Origin of the sequence: Psychrobacter piscatorii (genome assembly GCF_904846415.1) — a bacterium.
Taxonomy (GTDB): domain Bacteria; phylum Pseudomonadota; class Gammaproteobacteria; order Pseudomonadales; family Moraxellaceae; genus Psychrobacter; species Psychrobacter piscatorii.
In genome coordinates this window covers 1-13,743 of the sequence record NZ_CAJHAR010000048.1, presented here as the reverse complement: position 1 = coordinate 13,743, position 13,743 = coordinate 1, and the positions used below count along the sequence as shown (strand labels likewise).

The 13,743-nt window shown below is 40.6% G+C and carries 13 protein-coding genes; 5 read left to right on the top strand and 8 right to left on the bottom strand.

The features are described 5' to 3' along the window. Positions 1-54 precede the first annotated feature (54 nt). The 3 genes from JMX83_RS14035 (at position 55) to JMX83_RS14025 (ending at position 2,636) form a co-directional block, all read left to right on the top strand. Positions 55-1,167, top strand: coding sequence for a YqaJ viral recombinase family nuclease (locus tag JMX83_RS14035; RefSeq protein ID WP_201603010.1), 1,113 nt, complete (start codon positions 55-57; stop codon positions 1,165-1,167). A 140-nt stretch (positions 1,168-1,307) separates the two neighbouring features. Next, positions 1,308-2,219 carry a recombination directionality factor gene (locus tag JMX83_RS14030; protein WP_201603008.1) on the top strand — a complete coding sequence of 304 codons (912 nt, stop codon included), beginning with the start codon at positions 1,308-1,310 and terminating at the stop codon, positions 2,217-2,219. A 165-nt stretch (positions 2,220-2,384) separates the two neighbouring features. Beyond that, on the top strand, positions 2,385-2,636 hold the full coding sequence (locus tag JMX83_RS14025; protein WP_201603005.1) for a helix-turn-helix transcriptional regulator: 252 nt from the start codon (positions 2,385-2,387) through the stop codon (positions 2,634-2,636). 254 nt (positions 2,637-2,890) lie between these two features. Here the strand turns inward: JMX83_RS14025 and JMX83_RS14020 are convergent, their stop codons facing one another. The 7 genes from JMX83_RS14020 to JMX83_RS13990 form a co-directional block, all read right to left on the bottom strand. Next, positions 2,891-3,322: an MgtC/SapB family protein gene (locus tag JMX83_RS14020; protein WP_201603001.1), complete on the bottom strand. Its 432-nt coding sequence runs from the start codon at positions 3,320-3,322 to the stop codon at positions 2,891-2,893. 370 nt (positions 3,323-3,692) lie between these two features. After that, on the bottom strand, positions 3,693-4,217 hold the full coding sequence (locus JMX83_RS14015; RefSeq protein ID WP_201602998.1) for a TIGR00645 family protein: 525 nt from the start codon (positions 4,215-4,217) through the stop codon (positions 3,693-3,695). Positions 4,218-4,377: 160 nt separating this feature from the next. Continuing rightward, positions 4,378-5,442 carry a DUF475 domain-containing protein gene (locus tag JMX83_RS14010; RefSeq protein WP_201602995.1) on the bottom strand — a complete coding sequence of 355 codons (1,065 nt, stop codon included), beginning with the start codon at positions 5,440-5,442 and terminating at the stop codon, positions 4,378-4,380. 243 nt (positions 5,443-5,685) lie between these two features. Continuing rightward, on the bottom strand, positions 5,686-5,955 hold the full coding sequence (locus tag JMX83_RS14005; protein WP_201602993.1) for a hypothetical protein: 270 nt from the start codon (positions 5,953-5,955) through the stop codon (positions 5,686-5,688). Positions 5,956-6,174: 219 nt separating this feature from the next. Beyond that, positions 6,175-6,717 carry a DUF3124 domain-containing protein gene (locus JMX83_RS14000; RefSeq protein WP_201602991.1) on the bottom strand — a complete coding sequence of 181 codons (543 nt, stop codon included), beginning with the start codon at positions 6,715-6,717 and terminating at the stop codon, positions 6,175-6,177. Positions 6,718-6,736: 19 nt separating this feature from the next. After that, positions 6,737-7,438, bottom strand: a complete 702-nt coding sequence (locus JMX83_RS13995; protein WP_201602989.1) for a potassium channel family protein — start codon at positions 7,436-7,438, stop codon at positions 6,737-6,739. Between the two features lie 68 nt (positions 7,439-7,506). After that, entirely contained in the window at positions 7,507-9,270 is a 1,764-nt protein-coding gene (locus JMX83_RS13990) for a TrkH family potassium uptake protein (protein ID WP_201602987.1), read from the bottom strand. A gap of 669 nt (positions 9,271-9,939) precedes the next feature. Here JMX83_RS13990 and JMX83_RS13985 point away from each other — a divergent pair. Further along, complete coding sequence (locus tag JMX83_RS13985) at positions 9,940-10,296, top strand: hypothetical protein (protein WP_201602985.1); 357 nt, start codon at positions 9,940-9,942, stop codon at positions 10,294-10,296. A gap of 30 nt (positions 10,297-10,326) precedes the next feature. On the opposite strand, the gene JMX83_RS13980 is transcribed toward JMX83_RS13985, so the two are convergent. Next, on the bottom strand, positions 10,327-11,730 hold the full coding sequence (locus JMX83_RS13980) for an esterase-like activity of phytase family protein (protein WP_201602983.1): 1,404 nt from the start codon (positions 11,728-11,730) through the stop codon (positions 10,327-10,329). Positions 11,731-12,118: 388 nt separating this feature from the next. On the opposite strand from JMX83_RS13980, the gene JMX83_RS13975 reads away from it, so the two are divergent. Further along, complete coding sequence (locus JMX83_RS13975) at positions 12,119-13,675, top strand: type I restriction-modification system subunit M (RefSeq protein WP_201602981.1); 1,557 nt, start codon at positions 12,119-12,121, stop codon at positions 13,673-13,675. Positions 13,676-13,743 lie beyond the last annotated feature (68 nt).

The following is a 13,743-nucleotide window of genomic DNA, read 5'->3' as shown; positions in this document are numbered from 1 at the left end:
TCCATTATTTAACCAGCCACCTTAATTCATTAAGCCATTTATAAGGAATTTATTATGGAAACCATCGCATTAAACACAACCACTCAGCCAAGACGCGCAAAGCGTTCAACTGTTAAAGCAAAAACAAAGCATATCCCTTCAAAAACGAAAGCCAACACTGAGCACTCAACGCCTTTGGTGTCAAAGACTCAATCAACCACTGCCAAACGTCTTGTCAGTACCAAAGACTTGAGCCGTGAAGACTGGTTAGCCGTTCGCAAGCAAGGTATTGGTAGCTCTGATGCAGCTGCTGCCTGCGGTATCCACCCATACTTGTCCATGCTTGAGCTATGGATGATTAAGACAGGGCGCATGACATCGGATTTAGATGAGAGCATTGAAGGTTACTCTCCACTGTACTGGGGCAATACGCTTGAGCCGATGGTCGCTAAATACTATCAAGAGCAGACAGGCAATAAAGTACGTCGGGTAAATGCCGTCTTGCAACACGCTGATCCTGATAATCACTTTATGCTAGCGAATCTAGACTATGCAGTGACAGCAAGCGACGATGTACAAATACTGGAGTGCAAAACAGCAGGAGAACATGGCGCGAAGCTATGGAAGCATGGTGTGCCTTTGTATGTGACTTGCCAAGTCCAGCACCAGTTAGCGGTCACAGGTAAAAGCGCGGCTCATATCTGTGTGCTGCTATGTGGACACGAAGCCAAAATATACAAGGTTGAGCGTGATGAGCACTTGATTGAATCTATTATCCGTCATGAGCGTTTGTTCTGGCATTACGTAGAGACGGACACACCACCAACCCCTGACCATAGTGAGTCAGCCGCCCGTGCACTAAAGCTGCTTTACCCAAAGCCCAAGCCCTCAAGCAAGATTGATTTGCGAGAAGATGATCACGCTAATAGCTTGTTCGCTAAGCTGCTTAATCATCGCATGTCTATTGAAGAACTAGAGCAACGTCATGATCAGATTAAGCATCAGCTACAAACGCTTATCAAAGACAATGAGGTCGCGCTCTTCGATAAAGGCGCGATCTCATGGAAGCGCTCTAAAGATAGTGTCGGTCTTGATAGTAAAGCGGTTATCAAGGCACATCCTGACTTACTCACTCAATTTAGTAAAACAAAGCAAGGCAGTCGTCGCTTCGTTGTACTTAGTGACTAAGCTAAATATCACTCAATCATCAACACAATAAACAACCAGTCAAAGCTAATTAATCAAAGCAAGCGCATAACCGCCCACCTATCACAGATGGGCTTTTTTATGGCTAAGCGCATTTTATTAAACACACAAGGAATATAACCATGATTAAAGGTCTAACGATAACCCCACCTGTACTCGGTCGCATTAGCATTGGTAAAGTCGTTCAAAAAGACGGCAAGCGTCTACCAGCTAAAGACGATCAATTCACTATCACCAGCCAAGTTCAAAACAAGGATGGATGGATCAATCATCCACTTGATGCAAGGCTACGCGAAAAGAATGACGGTAAGCTCAGACAGATTCCCGTACGCATGTTATTTAATGATCCTGAACTGAATTTGCGAGCTGAATACACGCTATTTGATAGGCAGACTGGACGCCCCCTTTGCGTAGGTGATGGTGAACATTGCCAACGTCGAACCAATAACGGCGTAGAGCAGCTGTCATGCCCATCGCCCGATCGCTGTCCACTAGCGCAAGGCGGTGCTTGTAAGCCCTACGGCAGGCTCTACGTTAATTTGAGTGAAGACGATGAGCTTGGCACCTTTATCTTTCGTACCACTGGCTTTAATAGCATTCGTACGCTTGCCGCAAGGCTTAGTTATTTTGCAGCGGTATCAGGCAATAAGCTGTCCTGTCTCCCACTCCAATTAACGCTACGCGGCAAAAGCACCACGCAAAGCTATCGCACACCGATTTACTTTGTGGATTTGACGCTACGTGATGATGTGACTTTAAAGCAAGCGGTACAAGATGCGCAATCGATTGATTGTGAGCTTAGCGAACACGGTTTTGACCAAGCGGCGCTAGAAATAGCTGCAAAGCAAGGCTATATTAATTCTTGCTTTGAGGTTGATAGCGATAATCTATTGGATGTGGCAGAAGAATTTTATTCAGTAGATACGGATGAGGCTAATAGTAATGATCGAGGAGGGTCGCAAAATGGTATTGCTCCCTACAATGTCGGTAATATCGAAAGAAGTTTAAGGGAGAGTGTGACAGCTATAAGTTAAAGCAGTGATAAGGATAGACGACAAAAAAAGGAGCTGATTATTCAGCTCCTTTTTTTATTCGATTGATAAGGAGGACGCGCGGTCAGTATAGGACGCCGTAAAAAAATATGGGACTCCGTAACTGTATGAGAGGAAATGCTCTCATTCACTCATAAGGAGCTAGTCATGGAAAATTTGAATGCAACACAGCCTGTAATCAAACAATGTAATCATATCCCACAGTTACTGAGCATCAAAGACGTTGGTCATTACACGGGTCTTAGTCGTTCCACGATATATGAGCTTATCAACGAAGACTCCGGCCGTTATGACCCAACATTTCCCAAGAAAGTACAGCTTACGCAGGTTAGAGTAGTGTGGGTAGCTAGTGAAATAGCAGAATGGATCGAGGCTAAGATAGCTGAGCGTTCAGCCTAGAATTATCGAGCCGCCTTAACTATAAGAGTAACGCGGCTTATTTTTTGTTAGATTTTATGATTCTTACGACTGAAGTTACATAATCTTTAGCCGACCTAATGTATTGTTTCTTTCGAAAAATATCACATATACTTTTATCTATATAATTACAGATAATCTAATACAAGTGGTTCAATTATAGAAGTCTATGAATAGAATTAAAGTACAAAAATAACCTTTTTTTTAGGTGTATCAATTGGAATCAACTAAAATAGTTATTCCAGTTTGCTTTTAGCCTTAAATGGTTCTGAAAACTGTAGTATTAAGAAATTAACGACTGACAATATAATCGCTATTTCGTAACGCCCATAAGCAACGGAGATACCTATCGCAGAAGTATTCCATAAACTTGCTGCTGTGGCAGTCCCCTTCACCGTATTGTCGCCTTTAAAAATAGCACCCCCACCGATAAAGCCCATACCAGTAATAATAGCGTACATAATTCTCGCTTCAGGGTCTGAACCATCATAGATATCGATAGCAACAAGCATAAAAGCACACGATGCAATACCTACTAAGGGAAACGTTCTGAGTCCTGCACCCTTATCTTTCATTTCGCGATTAAGCGCAATAGGGAGGGAGAGTATGAAAGCAATTGCTAATTGAATAAAGTGATATGTCATTAATTTTAAGTCTAAATCAAACATACTCTGTTGCGCTCTTTAAGAAGGAGTTGCCAGTGAAACTGGCCTCTTATTGTTGATAAAAATTAGCAACTACTGCTGCTCATTTATAAGTTATTCTTATTGCACACGAGGCGATTTTCTATCCCGTATTTTGCCAGTCATAGTAACAATAGCCACGAAGATAACACCGACAATTAAGCCTACCAACGCATTTAAGAGCATGGTTGCTAAGCTTTCAAACATAATACGCCTGCAGTTTTTTAACAGCGACTTTGCTCATCACTGAAACGTCATCTAGTATTACACTGATGTCATAAAGTAAGGTTAGTAAACTGGCACCTGCCATATATATTCCTTAGTGTCTATTTACGTAGATTAATAAGTTACTTTATTAATGTTTTTTGGTATCGCCAATAATCTTATCCATGAAGGCAAATAACAAGCCAGATAATACAAACGTCATATGAATGATGACCTTCCACATTAATCTATCAGCATCTCCGTCAGTAAACTCTTTAGGTATTGCCATAAATGACTTCAGAAGATCAATGGCAGAAATGGCGACAATAGCACCAATGACTTTAAGTTTTAAGCCTGAAAAATCAATTGTCCCCATCCATTCAGGACGGTCTTCATGGTCATGAGTATCAATCTTGGAGACAAAAATCTCATACCCACTAAATATGATAATGAGCAATAAGCTTGCAACTAGTGCCATATCGATAAGAGCCAATGTACCCACGATCACATCAGCTTCAGAAGAAGTAAACACATGAGTGAGCATATGCCATAGTTCTTGTGAAAACTTAACAAATAATAAAACAATGCCAAGCACCAACCCCAAATAAAACGGGGCTAATAACCAGCGGCTCTTAAATATAGTCTTCTCTAATGCATGTTCAATTTTTTTTTGCATGTGTGTCACTTATTTCCACCAATACGAGTTATAAAGGAAGGTACTTCTTTTGGGTACAGAGAGTGATGTGTGAAAGATAGTGGGTTATACCAATTACTTGATATAACCCTTTATTAACGAGGAATTGAGACAAAAAGTATTAATTCATTTTATCCATGTACTAAGTAATTGACTTTGCTTGTTGTTTACGATGCTTCAGCGACGCCCATAATGCAAAACCGATAAAGGCAATACCGATAAGCCCAGTAATCAGCTCAGGCACATGGAATTTCACTGATAGCAACATGATAACCGCAAGGGCACCAATGGCGTAATGCGCTCCATGCTCAAGATAGATGAATTCATCAAGAGTGCCTTTGTCTACCAAGAAAATAGTCATAGAACGTACGAACATCGCACCAATAGCAAGACCAAGCATAATCACGATGACGTCATTGGTAATGGCAAATGCACCAATTACACCGTCAAAACTGAATGACGCATCAAGGACTTCTAGGTATAAGAAACCAATGATGCCGCCTTTCATAATAGCGCTAGTGGCCTCACCAGTACGATTACCTTCGGCATCAAGCTCTTCCTCAAGATCACCTTCAAGCATACCAGAGACGACTTGTACGCCCAGATACACCAAGATACCCCAAACACCGGCAATCAATACAGCAGAAGCTTGTTCAGCGGCGGCCCAAGATACTGAAATCATCAAAACGATAAGCGCAACAAATACGCTCATCGCATCGACTTTTCCCAGTTTTGCTAAACGGCTCTCAAGCCAGTTGAACCAATGTACTTCTTTTTCATCAAAAATAAAGTTTAAGAAGACTAGTAGTAAGAAGATACCACCAAAGGCTGAGATTTCAGCGTGATGGGCCATCAATCTTGCTGAGTACTCTTCAGGGTTGTTCAATGCCAAATCGATTACTTGCATCATACCAAGGTCAGCCGTAACGGCAACGATGACAATAGGGAAAACTAAGCGCATACCGAATACCGCGATTAAAATGCCCACGGTTAAAAATATCTTTTTCCAAAACTCGTCCCAGCCCTTAAGGACTGAGGCGTTGACCACCGCATTGTCAAAAGATAATGAAATCTCCATGACGGCCAAAATAGCAGTAATAGATAGTGTGGTGATTAAACCACCCATACCGCCATGTGAATATCCCCACCACGCTGCTATTGCTAAAGCAATGGCCGTGAAGATAAAATCGAAATAAAAATGTCTCATGACACATCCTGTCTGGTGATATAAGGCTAAACGTATCTATTAAAGGGGTAGGCCATAAAAAAAGTGGCTATTGCTAGCCACCTTCTACGCATAATTTAAGATGAAAGATAAATCATTATGTACTATTTTTCTATAGCAAATTGTATACGTATCTGCCATGACTTTACTCTATGCTTTTAGCACAAAGAAATATTTTCTGAGCTATGCATCACATCTTACTTCACTAGCTATAACTCAAGGGTTCTAGCATTTGCGATTAACCTCATCCTCTGGATTTATAGCTATTTTCAACCGACAAATCACTGCGCTTAATAACATCTCGTCAACCTCAGACAATGTATTCAACCCATAGTCATAAGTTTTTAAAATCATGGCCTGTTGGTCTTGTGTCAAATGTACGGTTATATCGCCATTTTTAGTAAGGGGTCTGTAGTCTTGTAGGTTTTTTCGATCAATATTACTCATTTTTTTATCCTCTTTTTTGGTTTTAAAAGAAGTAAATATTTCTTTCACAGTCTCATTATTTTAAGATGAGTAAAACCTTACAAAAACGATATCAATGTTCCATTATCTATCAGTATAGCAAGTTTTTTTTAATTCTAAATGAGGACAATCGTACTAAAAGTTTTATCCAATATAGTATAAGGATTTCACGGCCGACTTGGTAAAGAGGCTTGAGAATAAAGTCAAGACCAATAGCGCCTAGGATACTGAAACAGATGCCGATGTTTTTCAATGAGCAACAGGCGTACCCTCTGTACTGAATGCGAATGCTTTATTGCTAAAATTACCAAGCATGACGGCTTCAATGACAGGCTTAACGGTTTCATCCATTCCTTCGACTTCGATAATGAAGTTGGCACCTGACCCCCCTTTAGTTTCTTCTTTCTCAACGATATAGTTAAGCGTACCCATAGCCGGCAGCTCAAGTGGAGCGTTTAAATAGGATTTAATTAAGGTTCCATCAGTATCATAGTAATCAATTTTATTAACGTAGAGTGATTTTTTCAAAGTTGTATTCCTAACACTCAGAGTCGCTGATAATAAAACCGTACGATTCTCTTTATCTATATAAATATCAGAATAAATCGGTACATAAAACGTTTCCTTATAGCTAAGCCGGCTGTGATCCACGTCCGCCGTCATTTCTAATTCTTCAATCGGATCTTGCTTATGTTCTGAGAACACTACATTGGGATTTGTCGCGGAAGGGTCACAACCTATTAACATAAAAATTGTAGTGACTAGTAGAACGGATACATGAAATTTATTCATAACATTCCTCTTTACCACATTATTTTATTTCCACACCCACACTACGTAAGAACTGGTTGATGTGTTTATTCGCACCATAAATTATTAAAACGTCTTTATCCTTTAATATTTGATTAGGCATCGCCAACCCTTGAATACTAGGTTTCTTTTGCGTACGACCAAAGCTGTCTTCATAATACTCATAGCGCAAGGTACTAAGCAATCGGATATTGAATTTTTGCTCCAGCTGCAACTCATCAACGGTCTTGCCGATCAATACATTTGGAATCTTAATCTCCACCATACTAAAGTTATCGCTTAATTCAAAAGAATCGACAAAGTAGCGTAGCGACAGACGTTTGGCCCAGCGTTTGGCTGCTTCTTTTTCAGGGTGAATAAGGTCGTCGACGCCGATGGCTTGCAGGACTTTTTCGTGTAGCGGATTGATGCTTCGACTAATCAAACGCTTGGCTTTTAAGGTTTTAAAGAGCGCCGTTGCCATGACATTCTCGCCTTGATCTTCCCCAATGGCTACGACAACTATGTCTGCATTACTAATAGGCAAGCCTTTAACGGTGTGCTCATCAGTGGCATCCATACAAATAGTGTGAGAAATCATTTCTTTATAAGCCTCGACCTTTTGCATACTGCTGTCAATAGCAATGACCTCGTGACCTTGACGGGTCAAAGCCATACCTAGCGAGGAGCCGAAATTCCCTAACCCTACGATAATATATTTCATGGCCTTTTCCTTTTAATCGTTTTTTAACATCTCAATAGCCAGTTTCAGACAGCCCATTTGCGATAAATTTAGTTAATGGTAATCTCTTCTGTCGGGTAACTATAGTTACCTTGGCGACTATTTTTGAGTAGTGCAATAAATATCGTCAGCATACTGACCCTTCCAACAAACATGATGACCGAAACCACCACTTTGCTAAAATCTGATAAGTCTGCTGTCAGGTTTAAACTTAAGCCCACCGTGCTATAAGCTGAGAAACATTCAAACACCACTTTGATCAAATCAAGCTCTGGCTGATCATAACTAATCAGCGTCACACCCATGCCGATGACCAATAATGATAACCACATAATAGAGAACGCGCGGCGCACGGAGATCTCCGCAATCTGGCGTTTGAACACTTCTATCTTCGTTTGCCCACGTGCCAAACTCAATGTATTTAATAGCGCGATCGCAAAGGTACTGGTCTTGATACCACCACCTGTCGAGTTGGGTGACGCCCCAATCCACATCAAAAATATCGTTAGCATTACAGTCGGGAACGCAAGCTCACCCATATCAATGACATTGAACCCTGCGGTTCGCGGCGTGGCAGCCGTAAAAAACCCTGTGATAAGCTTACCAAAAAAGCTGGTATGGTCAGCGAGTACATTATGGTATTCGAACCACATCACACCGATGAGGCCAACAAGTAATAACGCGCCTGTTGTAATTAAGGTAATACGGCTATTGATATTCAGTAACCAAGGTTGATAGTCGCAGCGCTGATCAGCGCTGCGATATATCAGTCGTTCAGCACGGTAACGTATATACCGTAGCACATTGACCACAATGACGAAGCCCATACCACCAAAGATAAAGGTCGTCGCAATGATAAGCTGCAATGGATAATTAAAGCGTACCGAGTCGTCATACATACCCGCGCTAAAGGTAGAAAACCCAGCATTACAAAAAGCTGAAATTGCATGAAAGACCGAAAAAAACAGTCGCTCAGTCCACTCCATACTTGGTATATCGTGGATGCTGATATAAATGAGTGCCGCCGCCACCGCCTCAACAGCGAATGTCACGTATAAAATAGACTTAAGCGTCGACACCACATTACCCATGCCGCGCATATAAGACATCTCGCTAATGCTTGCTTGCGTCTCATAGCTGACACCGCCCTTAAAAAAGTAACTAAAATACGTCACGAACGTCAAAATACCTAGGCCGCCGATTTGTATCAGCCCCATGATAATGACTTGGCCAAACGTCGTAAAATAGGTTGCCGTATCGACCACAATAAGCCCAGTCACACAAACGGCGCTGGTCGCGGTGAAGAGCGCATCAATAAAGGACAGCGGCTGCGTTGTCGCATTGGGCATCATCAAGAGCAAAGCACCAGCCAAAACTACTGTTAAAAAGCTCAAGATAAAAAACTGTGCAGGGTTTAGAAAGGTACGATTAAGATTAAAGTCATGATCAGAGAGTTCACGGATAAAGGTAACAAACACGGCTAGCTTTATCGCGACAAAACCTTCAATCGTTGCTGACAGTCCTAAACGCACTAAGTCATTAAAATGTGCTGCCAATAAAATGATAATCGCGATACTGGTGAGCAAATCAAAAACCGCTACCTTGTTTAAGGTTAGCGGTTTTTTTGTGTAGAGATAACGGCCAGCAGTGACAATAAAACTTAGAAAAATAATGACTAGATAAACAATATGAAAGACTTGTTGCAACCATTCCGGTAGCGTAAAGCCACTATCTAACAAGGCAATAACTACCCCGATAACACTAATGAGAATCGTAAAATTACTTAGTAATCGATAACGCGTGGCTGCATTCATAGACTTAATTCATGATAGAAGTAACCGCTACAATTGTACTCCTTTTTCTTATTATTACAAAAAAACAGATAAATTCTAGGTCAAGAGGTAACTATATGGAGCAATGACCGTTCATACTAAGTATTTCTTGGAGCATAATTTTTTAGTGTATTACTATATTTTTAAAACTTTATTACATTGCCTTGTCAGGCGGATTAAAGAAAAATTTAGCATCAGGTATACTCACTATAAACACATTAATTACAACTTAATATAGTAACTATGCGGTAATAAATAATCACTGAAGCTGTGTGATCTTACAGTTTGATAATAGCCCCAGATATAATACATAATAGCGTCCTCAGCTTCTGCAATGTCCTCATAGTCACCCTTTATCATCCGTTCGGTCTTAAAGCATTTGAAGAATCGTTCAAGTGGGCGCATTATTCTGGCAGTTACCACGACGGCTCATGCTTTGAATCATACCATCGCAGTCAGCGACTGATTTTGCGAACTTTTTACTGGGGTAATGCGTGCCTTGATCAGAATGAAATAGTACATCATTAGGTTTAAGTCTGGTGTGATAGACGGCTTCAGGTGATGTTTCAGAGCTATATTCTATTCGTGACGTTAGATAGAATTCAGCTTTAAAAGAGTTTTGACACCCTCTGTTAATATTGGAGCTTAACTGTGTTCGATATTCTACAAGCTATCCCTACTTGGTACCTTGTAGGACTGTTCTTAGCTAGTATGGTTGCTTTTGTGATTTCCACCATATCAGGAGGTGGCGGTGCGCTTTTGCTTATACCCGTTACCTCTGCGCTGATAGGAACCTCAGCTGCGCCACCTGTCATCAGTTTGGGTAATTTTATTAGCCGTCTCAATAGCAGCTGGATTCAATTATTAGTTGGCGCATTTTTGATATTTATCGTTTTTCAGTATCGTTTTGGCAAAGTAGAGAAGTCTTTTAATATGCCTAAATTGGGTTTTGTGCCTTTAGGCCTTATCACTGTATTTATTAGAAGCTACCTTTTTGACCACTTTTAAAGTTAAAGCGGTCTTATATGTTGCGATTTTCTATTTACATGATTTAGGTTTGACAATATAAAGCCTATTGGTATCTTCGATCTTTTTATTAATATCTAAATATTTTTGTTCTATATTCTCATCTTCATCAGTGATACCAAAGTCATCATCATTCAATAACCCAATACATCCATCCTCTCTCAACCAAATGCCTTCAAGCTTATCATGCGGATAATCAATCTCTGACATTACATCGACGGCTAACTGCTTTTTCACAGGTAGAATTGCAAGCTCAAATAAACGCTCCCATCCCAAACTTTCTGAGGCAACAATCTGTTCAAGGGTTTGCCCATCAATAAGTAACCCCAAATTCTCATCCTGTACTAAATCTAATTCCCTGTGTGGGTTATCGACTATGCTGGAATAATGAGCCTTTACAATACTCTCAATATCAGTAGCCTGTGAGATATCTATTTTGTAAATATGTTTTTGAGGATGCTCAGTCTGTAATGGGAATTTCCTGTCATGTTCAATTACATAAAATTTATCATTATCTATGGCGACAATACCCGATGTAAATTGTTTTGCATTGTTCAATCTATATAAGTATTGAGCAATCTGTCCCGTTTTAAGGTTGATGGTCACTATTCGGGTGAGGTCACATGATGCATCAGAATCTGAAGGGTTATTCAAAGAAGCCTCAATCACGGCAACCAAAGTTGTTTGATCTGGAGTAATGGTCAAAGACTCCATACCTTTATTTGCATTACGTTTGCACAGCTCATAGGGCAGTAGGAGGGTTTTGTCATTTACGACAACATTATTACGCTTATCGTTATTAAAGGGGTTGATTCGCTCAACCTCTACACCTTCAGCATTAAAATGCACAATGTGTGGACCATATTCATCACTAACCCAAAAGCTACCATCTATCAAAGCGACTAAACCTTCAGGGTCAAGCCCCCATATATCTGTCTTAATTGGATTGGTTGCTACATCGAATGGTCGTGTAGAGTCACAAGTCATTAGTTGACCATTGATATCATAAGGCACCTCATTTGTACCTCCTAATGCCTTGGGGTTTGGCAGTCCACTTATTGGGTTTTTCGAGGTATCTTTTAGTAGTATTTCTTTTATTTTGGTAATAGTGCCATCACTTTGAATCTCAAAGAGCCCAATACGAGGTGTGTAGTCTGCTATTAAAAATTTCTTACCTGCACCTTCTGAGCCTTCAAAGTCCGCATTAGGGCCTCTATCAGTCAAAGCGTAAAACTGATTGGGGTTAGTAGGATGGGATGCTAAATCCGATCCAAACCCTCCATTACGCACTTCAACAATTTTATTAGAATTGTTTGTACTACCTTGTAAGCTCAGTATGGTCTTATGAGGTAGTGCGCCGCCTTGAACTATCTTTTTAGGTGGCATCATAGAGTTGTTGTTGTGCTTGTTACTCATATTAAAAACCTCATTGTTGGCATGTGGGAAGCTATCTTATAAAGGTGAACCTATTAAGGCTAAAATCATCGCTGGACATCCACCGACGGAAGCAATCACTACCGCAATACAAAAAAAGACGTAAGGGCCAAATTGTGAATCGATATAATACCCGTAATAATATTACTATAGCCAGCGTAATAGAACTGCATATTTATTCAACTAAATTTTAATAGAGAGATGAACCAATTCTATTGGCTGTTATGATTTAGACTAACCTATGCTATATAAATCATTGTCTAAAAAAGTAAGTCGAGACATCTAATAAATACTGCTTTACATTTGCCCTTTAGCAGCCGAGTTACGTATACTAGCGGGCAATTAAATTGTAAATTTTGAGTAACACTGAATGAATCATGCCGCCCATAATAAATTAGTTTCCTTTATCTGGTCTATCGCTGATGATTGCTTAAGAGATGTCTATGTCCGAGGTAAGTACCGCGACGTCATACTACCGATGGTGGTGCTCAGACGCTTAGACAGTCTACTAGAGCCGACTAAATCTGCGGTTATGGATGAGCTGACCTTTCAAAAGGATGAGCTTGATTTAACAGAATATGATGAAGATGGACTACAAGAAGCATCAGGCTATGTGTTCTATAACACCAGCAAATGGACACTAAAAACGCTCAAAGAAACCACAACCAATAGCCAGCAAATTTTGCTAGATAATTTTAACGAGTATCTGCATGGCTACAGTGATAACGTCAAAGAAATTATCGCTTGCTTTAAGTTAAAAGCACAGCTTGAGCATATGGCGGATAAAAACGTACTGCATGAAGTGTTAGAGAAGTTTGTCTCGCCTTACATCAACTTGTCTCCTAATGAGCTGCTTGACCCTGATGAAAACCGTTTGCCTACCTTGTCTAACCTAGGTATGGGCTACGTCTTTGAAGAGCTTATCCGCAAGTTTAACGAAGATAACAACGAAGAAGCAGGGGAGCATTTCACCCCTCGTGAAGTCATTGAGCTGATGACGCATCTTATCTTTGACCCACTTAAAGACAATTTACCGAATACTATTACCGTGTACGACCCAGCTTGTGGTAGTGGCGGTATGCTGACTGAGTCCGAAAACTTTATCCTTGAAAAATACCCAAGCGAAGGCTTTAAGCGCAGTATTTATTTATACGGTAAAGAAATAAACGATGAGACTTACGCTATCTGTAAGTCAGATATGATGATTAGGGGTAACAATCCTGAAAATATCAAGGTAGGGTCAACACTAGAGACCAATACTTTTGCAGGAACGCAGTTTGACTTTATGCTGTCCAATCCGCCTTATGGCAAAAGCTGGGCCAGTGAGAAGAAAAACATCACTGATGGTAAAGACACTACTGACACGCGCTTTTTAGTGGAGCTACCTAATTACTGGGGTGAGATTGAGACCGCAGATGCCACCCCACGATCAAGCGATGGTCAGCTATTATTTATGATGGAAATGGTCGATAAGATGAAATCGACCGCGAACGGCTCACAAGGGTCGCGCATTGCGTCAGTACATAATGGCTCAAGCTTATTCACAGGGGATGCAGGCTCAGGTGAAAGTAACACGAGGCGCTATCTCATCGAAAATGATTATCTCGATGCCATCATTCAGATGCCTAACAACCTGTTTTATAACACTGGTATCACGACCTATATCTGGCTAGTCAGCAATAACAAGCCAGCACAACGTCAAGGCAAAGTGCAGCTGATTGATGCCAGCCAAATGTATCAAAAGCTACGCAAAAATCTTGGTGATAAAAACTGTGAGTTCAGTCCAGAGCATATCGCTAGTATCACCCAAACCTACTTAGATATGTTAGCCATTACTCGTAGTGCAGACGCTTTTAACGCTAAAGGTGTGACCCCTGCCGTCAAATCCGTACAGTTAAACTTGGGAGATTTTAGTTACGCCGCTTGACGATAATAATCAAACCACACCTGTCTTGGCGATTTATAGCTCAAGCCCTTTTGAATCCTCGTTTGGTT